This is a genomic window from Paenibacillus favisporus, from assembly GCF_040545415.1.
Lineage (GTDB): Bacteria > Bacillota > Bacilli > Paenibacillales > Paenibacillaceae > Paenibacillus_AQ > Paenibacillus_AQ favisporus.
Window position 1 is genome coordinate 1,207,396 of record NZ_JBEPLV010000001.1, and the last position, 20,792, is coordinate 1,228,187.

The 20,792-nt window shown below is 52.1% G+C and carries 19 protein-coding genes; 18 read left to right on the forward strand and 1 reads right to left on the reverse strand.

All coding sequences use genetic code 11. The annotated features are described in order from the left end of the window. The first annotated feature begins 208 nt into the window (after window positions 1-208). From ABID47_RS05670 to ABID47_RS05750, 17 genes are all read left to right on the forward strand, one after another. Complete coding sequence (locus ABID47_RS05670) at window positions 209-1,120, forward strand: SDR family oxidoreductase (protein WP_354495218.1); 912 nt, start codon at window positions 209-211, stop codon at window positions 1,118-1,120. Window positions 1,121-1,333: 213 nt separating this feature from the next. Then, window positions 1,334-1,897, forward strand: coding sequence for a TetR/AcrR family transcriptional regulator (locus tag ABID47_RS05675; RefSeq protein WP_145018153.1), 564 nt, complete (start codon window positions 1,334-1,336; stop codon window positions 1,895-1,897). A gap of 506 nt (window positions 1,898-2,403) precedes the next feature. After that, the gene (locus ABID47_RS05680; protein WP_354495219.1) at window positions 2,404-3,285 is read left to right on the forward strand and encodes an oxidoreductase; all 882 of its coding nucleotides are present in this window, start codon (window positions 2,404-2,406) and stop codon (window positions 3,283-3,285) included. Between the two features lie 39 nt (window positions 3,286-3,324). Then, window positions 3,325-3,654, forward strand: a complete 330-nt coding sequence (locus tag ABID47_RS05685; protein WP_354495220.1) for an antibiotic biosynthesis monooxygenase family protein — start codon at window positions 3,325-3,327, stop codon at window positions 3,652-3,654. Window positions 3,655-3,734: 80 nt separating this feature from the next. Next, window positions 3,735-4,409: an SDR family oxidoreductase gene (locus ABID47_RS05690; RefSeq protein ID WP_354495221.1), complete on the forward strand. Its 675-nt coding sequence runs from the start codon at window positions 3,735-3,737 to the stop codon at window positions 4,407-4,409. Between the two features lie 118 nt (window positions 4,410-4,527). Further along, the gene (locus ABID47_RS05695; RefSeq protein WP_354495222.1) at window positions 4,528-5,181 is read left to right on the forward strand and encodes a glycosyltransferase; all 654 of its coding nucleotides are present in this window, start codon (window positions 4,528-4,530) and stop codon (window positions 5,179-5,181) included. Between the two features lie 219 nt (window positions 5,182-5,400). After that, on the forward strand, window positions 5,401-6,102 hold the full coding sequence (ric, locus tag ABID47_RS05700; protein WP_354495223.1) for an iron-sulfur cluster repair di-iron protein: 702 nt from the start codon (window positions 5,401-5,403) through the stop codon (window positions 6,100-6,102). Between the two features lie 545 nt (window positions 6,103-6,647). Beyond that, a complete protein-coding gene (locus tag ABID47_RS05705; RefSeq protein ID WP_354495224.1) occupies window positions 6,648-10,322 on the forward strand; it encodes a nitrate reductase subunit alpha in 3,675 nt (1,224 codons plus the stop codon). Next, on the forward strand, window positions 10,312-11,847 hold the full coding sequence (gene narH / locus ABID47_RS05710; protein WP_354495225.1) for a nitrate reductase subunit beta: 1,536 nt from the start codon (window positions 10,312-10,314) through the stop codon (window positions 11,845-11,847). The genes ABID47_RS05705 and narH overlap by 11 nt, the downstream gene beginning before the upstream one ends. After that, window positions 11,840-12,418 (forward strand): nitrate reductase molybdenum cofactor assembly chaperone, encoded by a 579-nt coding sequence (gene narJ / locus ABID47_RS05715; RefSeq protein WP_354495226.1) that lies wholly within the window; start codon window positions 11,840-11,842, stop codon window positions 12,416-12,418. Before narH ends, narJ begins: the two co-directional genes overlap by 8 nt. Continuing rightward, window positions 12,405-13,097 carry a respiratory nitrate reductase subunit gamma gene (gene narI, locus ABID47_RS05720; RefSeq protein WP_354495227.1) on the forward strand — a complete coding sequence of 231 codons (693 nt, stop codon included), beginning with the start codon at window positions 12,405-12,407 and terminating at the stop codon, window positions 13,095-13,097. Before narJ ends, narI begins: the two co-directional genes overlap by 14 nt. A gap of 50 nt (window positions 13,098-13,147) precedes the next feature. Then, window positions 13,148-13,612 carry a GAF domain-containing protein gene (locus ABID47_RS05725; RefSeq protein WP_354495228.1) on the forward strand — a complete coding sequence of 155 codons (465 nt, stop codon included), beginning with the start codon at window positions 13,148-13,150 and terminating at the stop codon, window positions 13,610-13,612. Continuing rightward, window positions 13,609-14,694 (forward strand): sensor histidine kinase, encoded by a 1,086-nt coding sequence (locus tag ABID47_RS05730; RefSeq protein WP_354495229.1) that lies wholly within the window; start codon window positions 13,609-13,611, stop codon window positions 14,692-14,694. The genes ABID47_RS05725 and ABID47_RS05730 overlap by 4 nt, the downstream gene beginning before the upstream one ends. Continuing rightward, a complete protein-coding gene (locus ABID47_RS05735) occupies window positions 14,691-15,338 on the forward strand; it encodes a response regulator transcription factor (RefSeq protein ID WP_076164548.1) in 648 nt (215 codons plus the stop codon). The genes ABID47_RS05730 and ABID47_RS05735 overlap by 4 nt, the downstream gene beginning before the upstream one ends. A 160-nt stretch (window positions 15,339-15,498) precedes the next feature. Then, window positions 15,499-17,052: a nitrate/nitrite transporter gene (locus tag ABID47_RS05740; protein ID WP_354495230.1), complete on the forward strand. Its 1,554-nt coding sequence runs from the start codon at window positions 15,499-15,501 to the stop codon at window positions 17,050-17,052. A 43-nt stretch (window positions 17,053-17,095) separates the two neighbouring features. Further along, window positions 17,096-18,112: a GTP 3',8-cyclase MoaA gene (moaA, locus tag ABID47_RS05745; RefSeq protein WP_354495231.1), complete on the forward strand. Its 1,017-nt coding sequence runs from the start codon at window positions 17,096-17,098 to the stop codon at window positions 18,110-18,112. Window positions 18,113-18,167: 55 nt separating this feature from the next. Next, the gene (locus ABID47_RS05750; RefSeq protein ID WP_354495232.1) at window positions 18,168-18,893 is read left to right on the forward strand and encodes a YwiC-like family protein; all 726 of its coding nucleotides are present in this window, start codon (window positions 18,168-18,170) and stop codon (window positions 18,891-18,893) included. A gap of 142 nt (window positions 18,894-19,035) precedes the next feature. On the opposite strand, the gene ABID47_RS05755 is transcribed toward ABID47_RS05750, so the two are convergent. Beyond that, window positions 19,036-19,929: a ketopantoate reductase family protein gene (locus tag ABID47_RS05755; protein ID WP_354495233.1), complete on the reverse strand. Its 894-nt coding sequence runs from the start codon at window positions 19,927-19,929 to the stop codon at window positions 19,036-19,038. 160 nt (window positions 19,930-20,089) lie between these two features. Here ABID47_RS05755 and ABID47_RS05760 point away from each other — a divergent pair, with 160 nt between their 5' ends. Continuing rightward, entirely contained in the window at window positions 20,090-20,668 is a 579-nt protein-coding gene (locus ABID47_RS05760) for a TetR/AcrR family transcriptional regulator (protein WP_354495234.1), read from the forward strand. Window positions 20,669-20,792 lie beyond the last annotated feature (124 nt).

Below are 20,792 nucleotides of genomic sequence, written 5' to 3' on the forward strand. Positions count from 1 at the left end.
TAAAGAAGACTAAACTTACAGTCGCAGAGCTTCGGCATGGATCGCCGTACGCTGCGGCTGTTTTTTTGGCCGAATGTTATGATGTCTTCCTGGCGACAATGTAGTTCGTATCATGCGAAATTCTGCTTTTATATACGACAAGATTTGACGTAGTTAGGTTATATCATGGACATTGAACGTTAGATCAACGATAGGAGTGATACGTGATATGAAACCACTACGTGGAAAAGTTGCTTTGGTCGCTGGAGCAACACGAGGCGCCGGCAGGGGCATCGCTGTCGAATTAGGGGCAGCAGGGGCAACCGTATACGTCACAGGAAGAACGACGCGCCAACAACGATCCGAATACAACCGTCCTGAAACGATTGAGGAAACGGCAGAACTGGTAAGTGCTGCGGGAGGACAAGGAATTGCCGTTCAAGTCGATCATCTCCAGCCTGAGCAGGTCCAGGCCCTTATCGCCCGTATTGAGAAAGAGCAGGGGAGATTGGATATTCTGGTCAATGACGTATGGGGCGCTGAAAATTTGACAGACTGGAATGTGCCTGTATGGGATCACTCCCTCGAACGTGGATTTCGTATGCTTCGCCTTGGCATCGACACGCATTTGATTACAAGCCATTTTGCCCTGCCGTTGTTGATCAGAAATAAGAACGGACTGGTGGTCGAAATGACGGACGGCACCGCTGAGTACAATCATAACAATTACCGCATATCGATGTTTTATGATTTAGTCAAAAACTCAGTCATTCGCATGGCACAATCACTTGCGCATGAACTAGCGCCTTATCAGTGTACCGCAGTGGCCATGACGCCGGGTTGGATGCGTTCTGAAATCATGCTTGATCATTTCGGTGTGAAGGAAGAAAACTGGCGTGATGCTACCGAAAAGGAACCCCATTTCATCATATCGGAATCTCCGCGTTATGTAGGCCGTGCAGTTGCAGCATTAGCTGGCGATCCGGAAGCTGCCCGGTGGAACGGGAAGTCCTTGTCAAGCGGTCAGCTCGCAAAAGTCTATGGTTTTACGGACCTCGACGGTTCGCAGCCAGACTGCTGGCGGTACCTTGTAGAAGTTCAGGAGGCAGGCAAACCAGCAGATGCCTCTGGATATCGTTAGTCGCTGCTAGTTTGATGTCATGAAAAGCGTACTTAAAGAGCCGCATAAACTGCGGCTTTTTATGCGTTTAACGGTATGATGAATCCCGGATACTTGACGTACATCTTGCCCCTCTCTGCTATCATTGTCATGCTGCACAACATTGTTATTAGGTGGTGTGAACTTGACATCTCCCTCAAGCCCGTACTAATGTTGTTTCAAGAGGTGGAATACATGAGCAAGAAGCAGGACATAATGGCGGCCACGCTGGATTTGATCCATGAAGAGGGGCTGCAGTCGGTGACCTTTTCCAAAATATTTAAGAAAGCCAACGTAGGTTCCGGCACGGTATATAACTATTTTGCCAATAAAGAAGAGTTGGTGAATGCGGTTTACAAAGAAGCGCGGACACATATGGGGGAGTACCTCCTTCACGGTTATAACCCGGATGCGAGCCTGTATGAGCGATTTAAATGCCTGCAGCTGAACAGGTTGAAGTTCGGGATCGATTCACCCAAAGAGTTTTTGTTTATCGACAGCTTTTCCTTTTCCCCGTATATTTCGCCGGAGCTGCGGAACATGGGCGATGCCCTCCATTCGAGTGACGTGGTCATTTCTTTGATCGTTGAGGGCCAGAAGCAGGGAATCATGAAAGAAATGGACCCTCACTTATGCCATCAGCTCATCCATGGGATCATTTCTTCCATCGTGAAAGGGTACTATATTCAGAAATATCCGTTAGACGAGGTCCAGGTTCAGCAAGTGCTGGAAGCCTCATGGAAAGCTATACTTGTGTAGAAACAGCCTTTTGGACGCCTGCGGTCCTTAAAAGGCTGTTTTTATGTTGTTTTGACTCCTCCGATTAATGAATTTCTTATCAAATTTAACCTTCAGCTGCCCTCATCTGTTATCCTCTTTGGCTCTTTTGGGGTGTTTAATCGTGTCGTTTCCGGCGATCTCAAAGCGGTGAAATTTAGAATATATATTCCAATATGGACAATAACTGCACTTTGAATCTAAAACATTGGATTGGAATTAATATTCCATCTTTCTTAATTTCCTTATCTACTATGTTGATTGTAACTCAATAAAACAAGGGAAGGATGCAGCCTTTTACACTTTAGAAACCTACCGTTTATCATGTTTACGGAACAATTTCAGCGATCTAGCCTTCGGATTGTAAATAGAGTCAAACTTGTTCGTATGGAATACACATTCCAAAAATTCTTGACTTAAGGAAATGTCTGAGTTATATTTATCTTGGAACGAACATTCCAAACCTATGTTGAGGAGGCATTTTTGATATGAGTAAAGTTTGGCTGATTACAGGCAGTTCCCGGGGATTTGGACGCAGTCTTGCAGAAGCGGTACTTGCAAAAGGAGATCAGCTGGTGGCAACAGCCCGCAATACAGAACAAATCGCCGATCTTGCAGCACGCTATGGCAGCCAAGTCCACATCGTTGAGCTGGACGTAACCCGGTTTGAGCAGGCTGAGACTGCCGTGCAAGCCGCCTTCGAAACGTTTGGGCGTTTGGATGTACTAGTGAATAATGCGGGTTACGGCAATATCTCTTCCATTGAACAAACTCCGATGGATGACTTCCGGGCTCAATTGGAAACGAACCTTTGGGGTGTCATTAACGTAACGAAAGCAGCGCTGCCGCACCTGAGAGAGCAGGGTCACGGACATATCGTCCAGTTCTCCTCGATCGGCGGCCGCATCGGCGCGCCCGGTCTAGGACCATACCAAACGGCAAAATGGGCGGTAGAGGGCTTCTCCGAGGTGCTTTCCAAAGAAGTTGGACCGCTCGGGTTAAAGGTTACGCTGATCGAACCGGGCGGTTTCCGTACCGATTGGGCAGGTTCCTCAATGAAGCATATCGAGCCTATCGACGATTATAAGGACACGGTCGGCAATCATTTGAAGCATGCTCGGGAGACTACCGGCAGGGAGAACGGAGATCCCGATAAAGCTGCGCAAGCGATCATTTCCATCGTGAATGAGGATAACCCGCCGCTCCGCTTACTGCTCGGAAGCGATGCTGTTGCGATTGCGAACGCAGTGGATAAGGGCAAATTGGAAGAAACCAAGCGTTGGGAGAAACTTAGCCTGTCCACGGACTACACGGCAAAAGAATTGGATCCGGAGGTTTCGCGCATGATTCAAGCGCTTCCGGAGTCATGATATAAGCGGATCCACTTATAACAACAAGGAGATGACATCTTGACTCAAATATCATTGAATAACCAGGTTCTTACACTGATCAATGTATTTACCGTTGAACCGGCAAATCAGGAACGGCTGATCGAACTGCTGACCGACGCAACGAATGTTTCCGTCCGACACGCCCCAGGATTTATAACATGTATTCTCCATCGAGGTACGGATGGAACGAAGGTTACGATGTATTCCCAATGGAGAAGCGCAGAGGATTATCAAGCCATGCGAAATGACCCTAGGCCGCTTCCGTATCTGCAGGAAGCTTTGAAAATAGCGAAGTTTGAGCCGGGGATGTACGAAATTGTCACGACATTTGAAGCAGCCGGCGATTAAAAGAGGATTAGAAAGATACCGTGCACATCACGGTGTCTTTTTTTTGATCCATCAACACTGCCATTCACTTGGATGCTCCGGTGATGACAACAGCACGTTCTGTGCCAGCGGACCTTGCTGATCCGGAACGGTTCGTGGAGGCCGATTTATCCTCAAATGAAGGAACGATGAAGGTCATCGAAGCTGTTAAAGAGCGGTTCGGCACGATCGATATCGTCGTCAATAACGTAGGGGGGAGCAGCACACCTCCAGGAGGTTTTTTTGCGGCAAGTGACGAACATTGGCTCGAAGCTCTAAACTTGAACCTATTGGCTGCTGTACGCTTGGATCGGGGACTGCTCCCGTTGATGCTCGAAAAAAGGAAGGGGGTCATCATCCACATCTCATCCATCCAGCGGGTATTGCCCCTGGTTGAATCTACAATTCCTTATGCAGCTGCAAAGGCGGCGTTAAGCAACTACAGCAAAAGCCTTTCGAAAGAATTTTCTCCACAAGGCATCCGTGTAAACCGCGTTGCTCCCGGCTTTATTCAAACGGCTGCAGCAGACGCGATGATGGAGAATATCGCACAGGTAACAGGCAGCTTCGAAAGTGCGCTCCAATCGGTCATGGATGCATTGGGAGGAATTCCCGTTGGACGACCTGGATTTCCGGAAGAGGTTGGCGAACTTGTCGCTTTTCTGGCGTCAGAACGTGCTGCTTCAATTACGGGCGCTGAATATGTCATTGATGGAGGAACCGTCCCTACCGTCTAATTAGAAGGAATCAACGAAGCAATCAGAAATGAAGCTGCTCCTCTGTATAAAATCGGGTATTTTTTATCCATATTAAGACAGCCTGATGTATTCCAAACGTATAGAGGAGCAGATAACAGTGAAAAACAAACGGCTTAAGGCTTTACTTATAACCTTGACGCTTATTTTCAGCATGATTCAGATCGCAGCACCTGCACAAGCCATGGTGGATGGGAAGAAGAATCCGGTTTGTATCAGCCCTAAAATGGTGCAGCTGAAAACCGATATGCAAAAAGCTTGGATTGACCATACCATCTGGACAAGAAGTTATATTGTCAGCGCCATTTCGAACCGTCCGGATCAGCAGGACGTATTGGACCGGCTCCTGCGGAACCAGCAGGACATCGGTAATGTGATCAAACCCTATTACGGGGAAGCTGCCGGTAATAAGCTGGCTGAGATTCTAAGAGAACATATTCTCATTGCAGGGAAAATTGTCGCGGCAGCCAAAGCGGGTAACCAGGCGGATGTGCAAAAGTTAGAAGCGGATTGGCATCGTAACGCCGACGATATCGCCAAATTTTTAAGCGCTGCGAATCCGAATTGGTCGTTTAAAGAGCTGCAGGATATGCTGTACACGCACCTTCAACTGATCACGGAAATCGTCCTTGACTGCCTCAAGGGAGACTGGAAAGCAGATATCGCGGCAACCGACAAAAACGAGATCCATATGATTCATTTGGCAGACATCCTGACAGAAGGCATTGTGAAACAGTTTCCCGAGAAATTTTAAACAACCTAAACTGGCGATGCATAGCAATGTAGCTTTTCATATCCTCTCGTTCGGGAGGGTGTGGGAAGCTTTTTTTTTCTGCCGTGGATGTTTTCACATTTCGTTTGCTTTTGGTATGACTGGAATCACAAGGCAGGCTTCGAAGATTCCTTATACTGGGGCTGTAAATGAGTTCTGCATCACGATATGGGAATGAATCCACTACAGGAGGTCCTTTCAATGAGTCAATTAACGCTTCAAACGCACGTAGCCGACATCGTCACAGCCGTACCGCAGTCAGCCGATCTGTTCCGCGCATTGCGCATCGATTTTTGCTGCGGAGGCAAAATCCCTCTGGAGGAAGCAGCGACTACACGGAAGCTCGATTCCAGCGCTGTTCTGGAACAGATCCGGACACTGGAGACGAAAATGGCGGAGTATCAGGACAGCCGGCCTGGAGATCTGGCGGAACCGGAGCTGATCGAATACATTCAGAAGAAGCATCACGCTTTTTTGCGCGAAGAACTTCCCGCGTTAACGCCTTATGTGACAAAGCTGGCCCGCGTCCATGGAGAACGTCATCCGGAGCTGCTGCGGGTGCAGGAATTATTCACTGATTTGAAAAGTGAACTGCAGGAGCATACGGAGGACGAAGATCACAACGTATTTCCGCAGATCCTGAAATCTATGGCGAATCCGAATCCGCAGCATTTGGAGGAACTTCGGCTGCTGCTGCCCGGGCTGGAGCAGGAGCATGAGCAGGCCGGACATCTGCTGAAGGAGCTGCGGGAAGTGACCGGCGATTTCTCCCTACCGGCAGATGCCTGCGGCACGTATCGGCTTGTCTACCAGCGGCTTGGACTGCTGGAAAAAGACACCTTCGAGCACATCCATTTGGAAAATAACGTGCTGTTCGAGCGGATTCGCGAGCGGTGCAGCTGATCCGGATAACGGTGATTTAGAGGCCCCTCTCTTCACGACGTGAAGAGGGGTTTTTTTTGTGGGAGGAAGGGGAGGCCCCATTCGGTTGCCGAAGTTCGCATGAAAGAGCGGGGCTCAGGCTCTATGAAAAGGACAGAAAGGGAATGGGGGCAGACTAAACGACTTTTAAGGTTTCCACTTTCGCAACTGTATCACCAAACAGGGAATGGATTCGGGGTGGAAAGTTTACGTGCCGCCTTTGAATCTGTGTTCCTACATCTTTATCTGATCCAGGAAACACGGATTTAGGCAGCGGCTGGAACCCGGAATCCATCCCACCCCATGGACAAGTGTAGAAGGTACCTCCCAATCTGTTGACCGCACTTTTTTCGCGGCATCAGGGGGTTCAAACTGGCTCCCCTCACCAACCAAGGGATTTCTCGCCCGGATATAGGAGTTTCCCTGATACCAAACGCAGCAGCAGGCTCTCATAATGGAGGCATACGAATGGACGACACATTGATTCCCCGATCATGGTCATTCACGTAAAGGAGTTGAACCGTCCAATGAAACGGAAGAAGGGACTGAAGTTCTTCAAACGATTGGAAAGCTATTCGGACAACTGGTCCGTTCTTGAAGAGAAAAGCCGGGACTGGGAGGACATGTACCGCAAGCGCTGGTCCCATGACAAAGTTGTGCGCACGACACACGGCGTGAACTGCACCGGCTCGTGCAGTTGGAAGGTGTTTGTGAAAAACGGCATCATCACCTGGGAAAATCAGCAGATCGATTATCCATCCTGTGGTCCCGATATGCCGGAATTCGAGCCGCGCGGCTGTCCGCGCGGAGCTTCGTTTTCCTGGTACGAATACAGCCCGCTCCGCGTGAAATATCCGTATATGCGCGGCAAGCTGTGGCACATGTGGAATGAAGCGCTGAACCAGTATGGCGACCCAGTCGCAGCTTGGGCCAGCATCGTGGAGGATCCTGAAAAAGCGAGAAGCTACAAAAAAGCGCGCGGCAAAGGCGGTCATGTACGCGTCTCTTGGGCGGATGCGACCAAGCTGATCTCCGCGCAGCTGATCTATACGATCCGCAAATACGGACCGGACCGCATTGCCGGCTTCACCCCGATTCCGGCGATGTCGATGATCAGCTACGCATCGGGGGCGAGATTCATTTCTCTGCTCGGAGGCGAAATGCTGAGCTTTTACGACTGGTATGCCGACCTGCCGCCGGCTTCCCCGCAAATTTGGGGCGAGCAAACCGACGTGCCGGAATCCAGCGATTGGTACAATGCCGGCTACTTGATCATGTGGGGCTCGAACGTGCCTTTAACGCGGACGCCGGACGCCCACTTTATGACGGAAGTGCGCTACAAAGGCACAAAGGTCGTATCGGTGGCGCCGGATTATGCGGAGAACGTCAAGTTCGCCGATAACTGGCTTGCCCCGAATCCGGGAACGGATGCGGCGGTCGCTCAAGCGATGACGCATGTCATTTTGAAAGAGTTCTACCAAGAACGTCAGGAACCGATGTTCCTGAATTACGCCAAGCAGTATACAGACATGCCGTTCCTTCTTCTGCTGGATGAACATGAGGGCAGGTATAAGGCCGGACGATTCCTGCGCGCAAGCGATCTTGGCGATACGACCCCGCATGCGGAGTGGAAGCCGGTGATTTACGACGAAAACAAAAATGAAATTACGGTTCCAAACGGTACGATGGGACAGCGTTGGGAGCCAGGCAAGAAGTGGAACCTGATTCTGGAACGCGAGGACGGATCGGTCATTGCGCCGGCGCTTTCCGTGGAATCCCAGGGGGGAGAGCGGCAGTCGATTTGCTTCCCGTTCTTCGACAATAACGCCAACGGCACGTTCGAACGCCAAATTCCGGCGAAAAAAATTCAGCTTGCCGACGGTACCGAACGCCTCGTGGCAACGGTATACGACCTGATGTTAAGCCAATACGGTATTGTCTCAACCGACAGCGGGTCACAGGGGGGCGGATACGACAATGCGGATTCCTTCTACACCCCGGCCTGGCAGGAAAAGATTACCGGCGTGAAGGCTTCGATCATCGTGCAGATTGCCAGGGAATTCGCGCAAAACGCGCTGGATACCGGCGGCCGTTCCATGATCATCATGGGCGCAGGCATCAACCACTGGTTCAACAGCGACACGATCTACCGCTCAATTCTGAACCTGGTCATTTTGACGGCTTCCCAAGGCGTGAACGGCGGCGGTTGGGCGCATTACGTCGGCCAGGAAAAATGCCGCCCGATCGAGGGCTGGTCCACGGTTGCCTTCGCCAAAGACTGGCAGGGGCCGCCGCGGCAGCAAAATGCGACGTCGTTCTTTTATTTTGCGACCGACCAGTGGAAGTACGAAGAAATGGGTGCGGATTCCTTGAAATCGCCTACGGGCGGGGACATCCGTTACCAGCATCCGGCGGATTATAACGTCCTTGCGGCGAGACTCGGCTGGCTGCCGTCCTATCCGCAGTTCAACAAGAGCAGCCTGGCTTTCGCGGAGGAAGCGGCCAGCCATGGGAAAACGACCAACGAGGAGATCGTGAAGCATGCGTTAACGCAAATCGTCTCTGGAGATACCAAATTCGCTGCCGAAGATCCTGATGCGCCGGAAAACTTCCCGAGATCGCTGTTCGTATGGCGCTCGAACCTGATTTCCAGCTCCGCAAAAGGGCAGGAGTATTTCATGAAGCATTTGCTTGGCGCTTCGGACAGCCTGCTCTCGACGCCGAACGAAGAGGAGAAGCCGGAAGAAATGGTGTGGCGCGAAGACGTGGAAGGCAAACTGGATCTGTTGGTCGCGCTCGACTTCCGGATGACCTCGACGCCGATGTATGCCGACGTGGTGCTGCCGGCAGCGACCTGGTACGAGAAAACCGACTTGTCCTCCACCGACATGCATCCATTCGTCCATCCGTTCAATCCGGCGGTGGATCCGCTGTGGGAATCGCGCTCGGACTGGGACATTTATCGGACGATTGCACAGACCTTCTCGGAGATGGCCAAAACGCATCTTCCCGGCGTATACAAGGACCTCGTGGCCAGCCCGTTGGCGCATGATTCGATCAGCGAAATCGCCCAGCCTTATGGCAAGGTGCTCGATTGGCGCAAGGGCGAGATCGAAGCGGTTCCGGGCAAAACGATGCCGAACCTGACCGTTGTCGAACGCGACTACACGAAAATTTACGACAAATTCGTGACGCTTGGCCCTAGCCTGGCGGCAAGCAAAATCGGGGCGCACGGCGTCAGCTTCTCGGTGGCCGAGGAGTACGAAGAGTTGAAGCGCATGAACGGAAGCTATGATGACGACACGATCAAAAACGGCCTGCCGAAGCTGCATACCGCCAGAAATGCGGCGGATGCCATTCTCCATATCTCTTCGGCGACGAACGGGAAAGTATCGCAGCGCGCCTGGGAGTCGGCGGAAAATGACACCGGCGTGAGCCTGAAAGACATATCCGCGGACCGCGCGGCGGAGCGTATCACGTTCCAAAGCATCACGGCCCAGCCGCGGGAAGTCATCCCGACGCCGGTGTTCAGCGGCTCGAACAAAATGGGGAGAAGATACTCGCCGTTCACGACGAACATCGAGCGGCATGTGCCTTTCCGAACGCTGACCGGCAGACAGCATTTCTATATCGATCACGAAATTTTCCTGCAATTCGGCGAAGCGCTGCCGGTCTATAAGCCGACGCTGCCGCCGATGGTATTCGGTCCGCGCGACAAGCAGATTACCGGCGGCAAAGACACACTCGTGCTCCGCTATCTGACGCCGCACGGCAAATGGAATATCCACAGCACGTACCAGGATAACCTGCACATGCTGACGCTGTTCCGCGGCGGGCCGACAGTATGGATCAACAACGACGATGCGGCGGCAAACGACATCCAGGACAACGATTGGCTGGAAGTCTACAACCGCAACGGCGTCGTCACCGCCCGCGCCGTCGTCAGCCACCGGATGCCGAAAGGCACGATGTACATGTATCATGCGCAGGATAAGCACATCAACGTGCCGGGCTCGGAAATTACGAAGGACCGCGGCGGCAGTCACAACGCACCGACGAGAATCCACGTGAAGCCGACCCAGATGGTCGGAGGTTACGCCCAGCTCAGCTATGGATTTAACTACTACGGACCGATCGGCAATCAGCGGGATGTGTACGTGGCTGTCCGCAAAATGAAAGAGGTGGATTGGCTTGAAGATTAAAGCGCAAGTCGCCATGGTCATGAATTTGGATAAATGCATTGGCTGCCATACGTGCAGCGTCACCTGCAAGAGCACCTGGACGAACCGTCCGGGCGCGGAATATATGTGGTTCAACAATGTGGAAACGAAGCCGGGCGTCGGCTACCCGGTCCGTTGGGAGGACCAGGAGAAATACAAGGGAGGCTGGACGCTGAAAAAGGGCAAGCTGCAGCTGAAATCCGGCAGCAAGCTGTCCAAAATCGCGCTCGGCAAAATTTTCTACAATCCCGATATGCCGGAAATGAAGGATTACTACGAGCCATGGACCTACAACTATGAGCATCTGACCAACTCCGGTGAGAAGAAGCATCAGCCTGTGGCCCGCCCGAAATCAGCGGTAACCGGCGAAACGATGAACCTGGAATGGGGCCCGAACTGGGAGGACGATCTGGCGGGCGCCCATGTAACGGGTCCGAAGGATCCGAATATCGAAAAGATCGAGGAAGAGATCAAGTTCAACTTCGAGCAGACGTTCATGATGTATTTGCCCCGCCTGTGCGAGCACTGCCTCAACCCCAGCTGTGTAGCGTCCTGCCCTTCGGGCGCAATGTACAAGCGGGACGAGGACGGCATCGTGCTCGTGGACCAGGAAGCTTGCCGTGGCTGGCGCTACTGCATGACCGGCTGCCCATACAAAAAGGTGTACTTTAACTGGAAAACGAACAAGGCCGAGAAATGCACTTTCTGTTTTCCAAGAATCGAAGCAGGGCTGCCGACGGTATGCTCGGAGACCTGCACCGGCCGCATCCGGTATTTGGGTGTGATGCTGTATGACGCCGACCGCGTGCAGGAAGCGGCCTCCACGCCGGATGAAAAGGATCTGTACCAGGCGCAATGCAGCCTGTTCCTTGATCCGCACGATCCGGCGGTGATCGAGCAGGCGCGCAAAGACGGACTATCCGAAGAATGGATCGAGGCGGCCCAAAACTCGCCGGTCTATAAACTCGCCATCGAATACAAGCTGGCCTTCCCGCTTCATCCGGAGTACCGGACGCTGCCTATGGTATGGTACGTGCCGCCGCTCAGCCCCATCATGAACTACTTTGAAGGAAGAGATTCGATCGAAAATCCGGACATGATCTTCCCGGCGATCGAGGAGATGCGCACGCCGATTCAGTACCTCGCCAACCTGCTGACGGCAGGGGATACGACAACGGTGAAGGATGCTCTGCAAAAGATGGCGATGATGCGCTCCTATATGCGGGCCCAGTCGTCCGGTGCCAAGTTTGACGAAGCGCGGCTGGCGCGAGTCGGCCTGACGGCAGGTCAAATGAAGCAGATGTATCGGCTTCTTGCCATTGCCAAATACGATGACCGGTTCGTGGTACCGACATCGCACAAAGAAAACCATATGGATGTATACCGCTCCCAAGGCCTCGAAGGCTTCAGCATGGGCTGCAGCGGCTGCGGACCGGCAAGCCCGCAGGGCAAAACCGGCAAGGAACTGTACGAAGAAAATTTCTATGGGGGGATCTGGCGTGATTAATCTCGAAAAGCTGCAGAGCGATCAAACTGTATTCGGTTTTTTCGCTCAAATGCTGACTTACCCGGAGAAGCTGGATTTCCACCCGTCCGTGCTGGAGGAGTCGCTGGACTCCAAACATCCGGCCTATACTTCGGTCCGTACATTCTGGGACCTGATGCATGAATACAGTATGGAGCAGATCGAGGAGATGTACGTTCAGACGTTCGATTTTCAGAAAAAAACGACCTTGTACATGACCTTCCATAAATTTGAGGACAGCCGGGACCGGGGACAAATGCTGGCCAAGCTCAAGGAAACGTATCAGCTGTACGGCCTCGATATTGCCGGCTCCGAGCTGTCCGATTACCTGCCCCTCATGTGCGAATTCGTCTATGCCGCCAACTGGCAGGGGCATGAAAAGGAAGCGGCGGAGAGCCTGGATCTCATGCTGGCGGTCATGGAGGACGGCACCTACCATTTGCTGAAAGCGCTGGAGAAGTCCGGCAGCCCGTACGCTCACTTGATCCGCGGTCTGCGCGAAACGTTTAAAGCATGTATCCAGCAGGAGACGGAGGTGTATGAGCATGATTAACCAGTTTCTATGGGTCATATTCCCCTATGTGAGCCTCGCGGTGTTTGTCGTCGGACATATTTACCGGTACCGTACCGACCAGTTCAATTGGACGGCCAAGTCCAGTGAGTTTATCGAGAAAAAGCAGCTGAAGCTGGGCAGCCTGATGTTCCATCTGGGCATCATCCCGGTGATCGGGGGCCATGTCGTGGGCTTGGCTATTCCCCAATCGTGGATGGAAGCGGCGGGAGTCAACAATCATATGTACCATATCGGTGCGGTATATATCGGCAGCGTCTTTGGCCTGCTGACCTTGGGCGGCATGATCCTGCTGACCTCGCGCCGGTTCACGATCCGTAATGTCCGCCGGCTCAGCTCCGCGTCGGACATGATTGTCAATGTGCTGCTGCTGTTCATTGTGTTCATGGGCATATACAGCACGCTGGTGACGAACGCCGTCCAGCCGGAGTTCAACTACCGGGAGAGCATCTCGGTCTGGTTCCGGGATTTGTTTATGCTGCGGCCGGATGCAGCGCTGATGGTAAATGTGCCGCTGTCGTTCAAGATTCACATTCTGGCAGGATTCGGGATTTTCGCGCTGTGGCCGTTTACCCGGCTCGTGCACGTATGGAGCGTTCCGTTGAATTATGTAGGCAGAAGATATATCCTTTATAGGAAGCACCGCAATTATGAATCGTAGACCAAAGAAGGCGAACAGCCTTCTTTTCTACATCAAGGGGAGCTATGGCCATGAAGAATCAGCCGAACTATCAATACCAAGCGGAAATCGAAAAGCTCCGGGACCGGTTTCAATTCGATTTCGTGTCCCTGGCTCTGGTTCAGCCGGCTGAGGACCGATTCGTATTGACCTGGCAATATGCCTCCGGCAACATGAACGACCGCTATAAGCGGATTGTGCTGCATTCAGGGAAAGGCATTGCGGGCATCGTATTCAAAACCGGCAAGCCGATGCTGATCCAAAATGTGAACACCGATATCGAATCCCGGGATTTGTTTAATTATCCGATCATCGTGGCGGAGCAGCTGAAGAGCCTCGGGGCTATCCCGCTGTGGGAAGCAGCGCGGGTTCAGGGCGTCTTGCTGGTGGGCTACCGCGCGGAGAACCGCCTGACCCAAGCAGCCTTCGATCAGTTCCAGGAGGGACTTGGCAGGGAATTTGGCGCTTTTCATGCGAGGGAGGTGGGACAGCCTTGATTCGGATGACAGATGAACATTTAAATGATCTTCTGAAGAAGATGTATGCGAACAGCATGGAGGCGATCTTTTTTATCGATGAAAAAGGCAGCGTCGTCGCCATGAACCCGGCCGCGGAGAATATACTGGATATCGACGTGATCGAACGGATGCAGTCCGGCGTCGACGATTCCTTCTGCCAGGCCTGCAAGGGCTACACGGACGAAAAAGACCAGATTTCGTGCTCCAAATGCTATTTGGACTATCCGAAAGGGGATTTCTCCTCATTCCAGGTCTATCTCAAAACAAGGGGCGAAGGCGTCGTTCCTTATGCAGCCAGCTATCATACCATCGACGAGGAGCGGGGAATCCGCGTGCTCATGCTGTTGGATCTGACTAAACAGCAGAAGACGCAGGAGATGCTCCAGCGCTCGAATCTGCTGAAATACGTCATTAAAGCGCAGGAGGATGAGCGAAAGCGGATATCCCGGGAACTGCACGACAGCGTCGCCCAGGAGCTGCTGAGCTCGCTTGTGGACCTGCGCGTGGTCAAATATATGGAGGTTGGCGAAGATGTGCTGAAGAAGCTGCAGCAGACTGAAGTGTCGCTGACTCGGCTGCTGGACGACATCCGCCATTTGTCCGTGGAGCTGCGGCCCGCCTCGCTCGATGACCTGGGGCTGGAAGCGGCGTTCCGCTCGCATTTCAAATGGATCGAGAAAAACTACGGCCTGCTCGTCGATTTCTCGGCGGAGCTGTCCGCGGCCCGTTACGGCAGCGAGATCGAGACCGTGGTCTACCGCGTATGCCAGGAAGCCGTCCTGAACGCGCTGAAATACGCCGGTACAGACGAGGTGCATGTCCGGTTATGCGAAGAGGACGGGGTCCTGCAGCTGACCGTCAAGGATGACGGAACCGGATTCAATATGAATGAGAATGAAGCCAAGGGCACCGGCCTTGGCTTATACGGGATGCGTGAGCGTGCCGAACTTGTCGGCGGCCAGTTCATGCTGTATTCGGCCATCGGCGGAGGGACGAAGGTGGAGCTGCGCATTCCGTGTTCAGAGGAGAACGAGAGGGAGAGGGAGACCGATACACGATGAAAATTGTCATAGCGGATGATCATGCGGTGGTCCGGAGCGGCTTTTCCATGATTCTGAACTATCAGGAGGATATGGAAGTCGTGGCGACGGCCGCTGACGGCATGGAGGCTTACGCCATGGTGGCAAAGCATCAACCGGACGTGCTGCTGATGGACCTCAGCATGCCTCCGGGCGAGAGCGGCCTGATTGCCACGGGCAAGATCAGCAATGATTTTCCCAATACGAAAATACTGATCCTTACCATGTACGATGACGACGACTATTTGTTCCATGTGCTGAAAAACGGCGCCTCCGGCTACGTGCTCAAAAACGCGCCTGATGAAGAGCTGGTCTCGGCCATCCGGATGGTACATAAGGGAGGAACCTACATCCATCCGCAAATGGCCACGTCCCTGGTTCGGGAGTATATTAAAAAGGACAGCGAGAGCGCGGATAACGATCCGTTTAACAGCCTGTCCCCACGGGAAATCGAGATTTTGCCGCTCATCGCCAAAGGCTACGGCAACAAAGAGATTGCGGAGAAGCTGTATGTCTCCGTCAAAACGGTGGAGGCCCATAAGGCCAAAATTATGGAGAAGCTGAACCTGAAAAGCCGCCCGGAGCTGGTGGAGTATGCGCTAAAGAAAAAACTGCTGGATTTCTAGCGTTTTTAAGGATACCGGGTGTTCCAGCCACAGGATATAGGGAAGTTCCCCTGACGAATTCAGGGAACTTCCCTATTATCTTTGTGAATATCGTCACGTACAATAAGGCATGGGGATCAATGAAGTCAGCCATTCATCACGTTCAGAAAAGGTGGTTGAAATGATCAAAAAAGCGCAGCTGCCGCTGCAGACGATGAATTTGGTGCTTGGATTTATGGTATGGGTTATCATTTCCGCATTGCTGCCGTTCATTCGGGAGGACATATCCATCCCGGCGGACCGACTGGCGATCCTGACCGCGATCCCGGTAGTGCTGGGCTCGGTGCTCCGTTTGCCGCTGGGATACTACGCCAACGTCCTGGGCGCACGGATCGTGTTTATCGCAAGCTTTATTCTGCTGCTGTTTCCGGTTTATTTTATCAGCACGGCCACATCCTTTAGGCATCTCGTGATCGGCGGCCTGTTCTTGGGTGTCGGAGGAGCCGTCTTCTCGGTCGGTGTCACCTCGCTCCCTAAATATTATTCGAAAGAAAAGCTGGGCTTGGTTAATGGAATTTACGGAATGGGCAATGTCGGTACAGCCATTACCACCTTTGCCGCACCTGTCATTGCTACGCAAATCGGGTGGGCGCGTACCGTCCAGCTGTATTTAATTCTGCTGCTCGCGTTTGCGGTGCTGAACGTATTCCTGGGTGACCGCAAAGAGACGAAGGTCAAAACGCCGCTCATGGAGCAGATCAAAGGCGTCTATAAAAACGATAAACTGTGGTATTTTTCATTGTTCTATTTCATCACCTTCGGTTCGTTCGTTGCGTTTACGGTATACCTCCCCAACTTCCTGGTTTCGAATTTTGAGCTGGCGAAGGTGGATGCGGGGATGCGCACGGCCGGATTCATCGTGGTGGCGACCTTCTTGCGACCGGTGGGCGGGTGGCTGGCGGACCGTTTTAAGCCGCTGTTCCTGTTAATGGCTGTATTCGTCGGTCTTACGATTGCAGCCATCATCTTGGCGTTCTCTCCGTCGATCGGCCTCTATACCGTAGGATGTTTAACCATCGCGGTAGGCGCCGGACTTGGCAACGGGATCATTTTTAAACTGGTGCCGCTGTACTTCAACAAGCAGGCGGGGATCGTGAACGGGATCGTGTCGATGATGGGCGGCCTTGGCGGCTTCTTCCCGCCGCTGATGCTTTCCTTTATCCATTCGGTGACCGGTCAGTATTCGATCGGTTTCATGGCGCTCTCCCAAATTGCGCTCGCCAGCCTCGTCATCGTCGTTTGGATGTATTACCAGGATAAATTGGCCGTTTCTTCGGAAGTGTTCAATTCCACAGGGCAAGGTATTCTCGTAACGGACCTGAGTGGAAAAATCCATGCCGTGAACCCGGCATTCACGAAGCTGACGGGCTACACGGAGGAGGAAGTGATCGGCAAAAATCCGAGCATCCTGAAGTCCGGCCGTCAATCCGGTGAATTTTACAGCACGATGTGGGCGGAAATCAAGGAGCGGGGAAGCTGGCAAGGGGAGATCTGGAACCGTCGAAAAAATGGCGAGGAGTATTTAGAGTTATTAATCATTAATGCCGTTAAAGATGATGCCGGAGACGTTATCCAATATGTCGGAACGTTCAGCGATATTACGAACAAGCCTACAAACGACCGCTATGGAGGCGGAAGTTCAAAGCTGAAAACCAGTCCGCAGCTGCAAGGATAAAGCGGGCTGAAGCATGTACGGCTATACGAAGGAGGAAGGAAACATGGCGGTAAACCCTCAGTTGGATCAGCTGGCAAGACCGATGCGCGACCTGCGGATTTCCGTGACAGACCGATGCAACTTCCGCTGCACGTACTGCATGCCGAAGGAGATCTTCGGGGATGACTATGCCTTCATGCCCAAGGAGCAGCTGCTGTCATTTGAGGAAATTACACGGGCAGCCAAGGTATACGCATCGCTTGGCATACGAAAGATTCGCCTGACCGGCGGTGAGCCCCTGCTGCGTCGTGGACTTCCCGAGCTCATTCGTATGCTTGCTGCTATTCCGGGGATTGATGATATCGGGCTGACGACGAACGGCCTACTGCTTGGGGGGCAGGCAGAGAGCCTCTATCATGCCGGGCTTCGGCGGGTGAATGTAAGCCTGGATGCGCTCGATCCGGAACGCTTTGGCCGTATCAACGGAAGGGGCATTCAGCCGTCTGTCATTATCGCCAGCATGGAACGCTCCCGCAGCATCGGAATCGAGGTTAGAGTAAATATGGTCGTGCAGAAAGGCCTCAACGATCAGGAGATCGTCCCGATGGCGGCTTTGTTCAAAAAACTCGGCATCACGCTCTGCTTCATCGAATTTATGGACGTGGGAAATGACAACGGCTGGCGTATGCAGCAGGTCATGACGAAGCGGGACATCTTCGAACGGCTGGGTGGCGATGCCGAGCTGATGCCGGTCTCTCCGCGCTATCCCGGGGAAGTGCCCAAACGGTACCGCTACAGAGACGGGGATTGCGAGGTTTGCTTTATCTCGTCCGTATCGGAAGCATTCTGCTCCTCCTGCACACGGGTCCGTTTGTCTTCGGACGGTAAAATGTATTCCTGTCTGTTTGCCTCCAAAGGGTTCGATCTCCGAAGCCTGCTGCGATCCGGCGCATCGGATGAACTGCTGCTTGCGGCCATCCGCGGCGTGTGGGAGAAGCGGGAAGACCGGTATTCGGAAGAGCGAACGGAACAAAGGGCGATGAGCAGAAAAAAGATTGGTATGTCCTATATCGGCGGCTGAGCGGCCTGAACCCAAAGGCGTGAACAGCCAGCCATGGAAAAGGAGCAGAAGGTGTATGAAAAAAATAAGCATGGTCATTCCACGGGAGCACGGGGGCTGGGCGATGGTCAGCATTCCCTTTATCATCGGCATGATGTCGGCGAACCCCGTTCTTCTGCATCTTCCCTTGTTCCTTGCCTGGCTGTTCCTGTATTTGTCATCCTATCCGCTGCTGCAGGCTTTAAAAAAGACGACCAAGCGGACCTGGTGGCTCAAATGGGGGGCAGGTTATGCGGCGGTGGCCCTCCTGTGCCTCATTCCGGTGCTGCTTCAGGAGTTATGGCTGTTCTGGTTCGCACCGGTACTTATCCTGCTTCTCACCGTAAATATCTGGCATGTGCGGCGAAAGTCCGAGCGGGCGCTGCTGAACGATGTTTGCGCGATTCTGCTGTTCTGTACCGCCGGCGCGGCGGCTTATCTGCTGGGTGGCGGAACATGGGGCAGGGAACTGGCGGAGGTTGTGCTGTACAACTTCCTGTACTTTATGGGAACCGTTTTTTTCGTTAAATCCGTATTTCGTGAGCGGAAAAATATACGGTGGACCCTCTATGCGAAGGTATATCATATCATCGCGCTGGTACTGCCGCTGCTTTTGCTCAGCCCTTGGATGTGCTTGCCATTTGTTTATCCGCTGATCAAGACATGGATGTACTCCGGCAAACCGTTAAAGCCGATGAGGGTAGGTATCATGGAAATTGTCGGTTCCGTGCAATTTGTGATTCTAACTCTGATCCTGCTGTAAGCGAGAAAAGCCGTCTGAAAACGCAACAGTACCCAATACATCAAAAATGCCTATTTGTTATGAAAAGCGGCAGACCCGGGCTCGAAAGTCCTAGACTGCCGCTTCTTTTTGCATGGGATTAACCGGGCTAGCCGATCTGGTGTTATTGCCCCACAGAAAACTTTTCATGAAATTTCTCATCCAACAGCTTAATTTCCGCTCTTTGACTGACGGCATGATCCCCAAGCATGACATCAATAATAAAATCATTGCTCAGCATCTGGCGGTACATCGCGGTAAGTTCTTGTTCCGACAATTCCCCCATGGCCTTCGTTTCGCTCGGTACGACTGGGATTCCGGCCAGCTCGACCAAGCGAAGGTTTTGTTTAATATCAGCAGCGATTTTGCTGAGCGTGCGTTCGCTTCTTGCAGTCTCCAGATCGACCACACCCTCGTCCGTATAGAAATGCTTGTTGCCCACAGCAACCGCAGCATGCGAAACATGGAATGCATACATATCATGTTGGATCTCATGATGCAAACCCGCCGTTTCAAGGACTTTGGCCAGTTCTTTGACCCTTTCGCTCGTCTGTCCATTGATTTCACCAAAAATGGTCCCTTGGTGTTTTTCCGAACCGAATTGGGCGTGTAATACATCCTCTTTCATGTCTCCACCTGCCCCGGGAAATCCGGGGAGCAGCCGGTCGCCCACGATATCTAACCAGGATTCATAACCGATGGTGTTGGTCAAAGTGACAATCGTTTGGCTCCGGTTATTTTTGATCGCAGACAGGGCGGATTCGGCTTGATCAAACCGTACCGGGACAAAGATAAAATCGTAAATATCGTCGTCCTCAAGCTTCCCGATCGTCGTGATCGACATTTGCTTTATCATGCCGTGATCGTTGTAGCGCAGTCCGTTCTTTTGAAGGGCTTCGAGCCTCTTTCCCCGAGCCAACAGTGTGACATCCAGACCTGATTGGGCAAACCGGAGCGCGTATATGCTGCCAACGATACCTGCGCCAAATATTAAAATTCTCTTTTGTTTTGTATTCAACAATGATCTACCCTTTCCATGAATTAGTCAGAGATTGCTTAAGCAACATCTGTTGGGTAAGATAATAGTATGGCAAGCTAATGTTTTCAATCGGCAGATGAAGCGGAACGTTGCATAGACAACATATTTTGAAATTTGATGTTTTAACAGGAGGCTGGATATGGTAAATCAGCAGGATCCGAGGGTATTGCGTACACGCCAGTTAATCAGGGAAGCGTTTAGGGAGCTTCTCCTAAAGAAAGACTTTGATTCCATAACCATTAACGATATTGCACAAAGAGCAACGATTAACCGCGCCACCTTCTATGCGCATTATGAAGATAAATACGCTTTGCTGGAAGAAATCACCGAGCAGGCTTTTCGCGATCGAATTCCTGATCAAGTGCTGAATGCACGCGACTTTACGGATGAAATCTGTGACGGGCTGATTATGATGACTTACCACTACATTATGGATTTTTATCGGATATGCAGATTGGATTCCAAACCGATTGCATCGCTCGTCGATGAGAAAATCAAGCAGCTGCTGCAGCAATCCATTGAGGACATTTTACGGAGAGGGAATCTTCATCTCATGGAAGACAGCCATACGAAAATCATCTCGGCGATGACTGCCTCTGCGATTTATGGCGCTGCGCATGCTTGGTTAACGGTGGGAGAGAATGACCGAACCGATATACTTGTGGGCATTGTTCGTCCCTATGTCATGAATGGCCTGGGTCTGCCGAAAGTGCCTTAAGGTTACGCTCTAAACAATCTGATGTTGTATTTACTATTAATTACTTAAATCATTCGCACCTTTCATTTTGTTGCAAATGCAATAAAAATAATATAATATTGATCAAGAACGATTGAACAGTTGA

Excerpts from the sequence above, each read along its gene's own strand:
- ABID47_RS05705 (WP_354495224.1), top strand. The coding sequence starts at position 6,648 with ATGAAACGGAAGAAGGGACTGAAGTTCTTCAAACGATTGGAAAGCTAT.
- ABID47_RS05680 (WP_354495219.1), top strand. The coding sequence starts at position 2,404 with ATGAGTAAAGTTTGGCTGATTACAGGCAGTTCCCGGGGATTTGGACGC.
- ABID47_RS05740 (WP_354495230.1), top strand. The coding sequence starts at position 15,499 with ATGATCAAAAAAGCGCAGCTGCCGCTGCAGACGATGAATTTGGTGCTT.
- ABID47_RS05670 (WP_354495218.1), top strand. The coding sequence starts at position 209 with ATGAAACCACTACGTGGAAAAGTTGCTTTGGTCGCTGGAGCAACACGA.
- ABID47_RS05675 (WP_145018153.1), top strand. The coding sequence starts at position 1,334 with ATGAGCAAGAAGCAGGACATAATGGCGGCCACGCTGGATTTGATCCAT.
- moaA (WP_354495231.1), top strand. The coding sequence starts at position 17,096 with ATGGCGGTAAACCCTCAGTTGGATCAGCTGGCAAGACCGATGCGCGAC.
- ABID47_RS05735 (WP_076164548.1), top strand. The coding sequence starts at position 14,691 with ATGAAAATTGTCATAGCGGATGATCATGCGGTGGTCCGGAGCGGCTTT.
- ABID47_RS05760 (WP_354495234.1), top strand. The coding sequence starts at position 20,090 with ATGGTAAATCAGCAGGATCCGAGGGTATTGCGTACACGCCAGTTAATC.
- ABID47_RS05725 (WP_354495228.1), top strand. The coding sequence starts at position 13,148 with ATGAAGAATCAGCCGAACTATCAATACCAAGCGGAAATCGAAAAGCTC.
- ABID47_RS05750 (WP_354495232.1), top strand. The coding sequence starts at position 18,168 with ATGAAAAAAATAAGCATGGTCATTCCACGGGAGCACGGGGGCTGGGCG.
- narI (WP_354495227.1), top strand. The coding sequence starts at position 12,405 with ATGAGCATGATTAACCAGTTTCTATGGGTCATATTCCCCTATGTGAGC.
- ric (WP_354495223.1), top strand. The coding sequence starts at position 5,401 with ATGAGTCAATTAACGCTTCAAACGCACGTAGCCGACATCGTCACAGCC.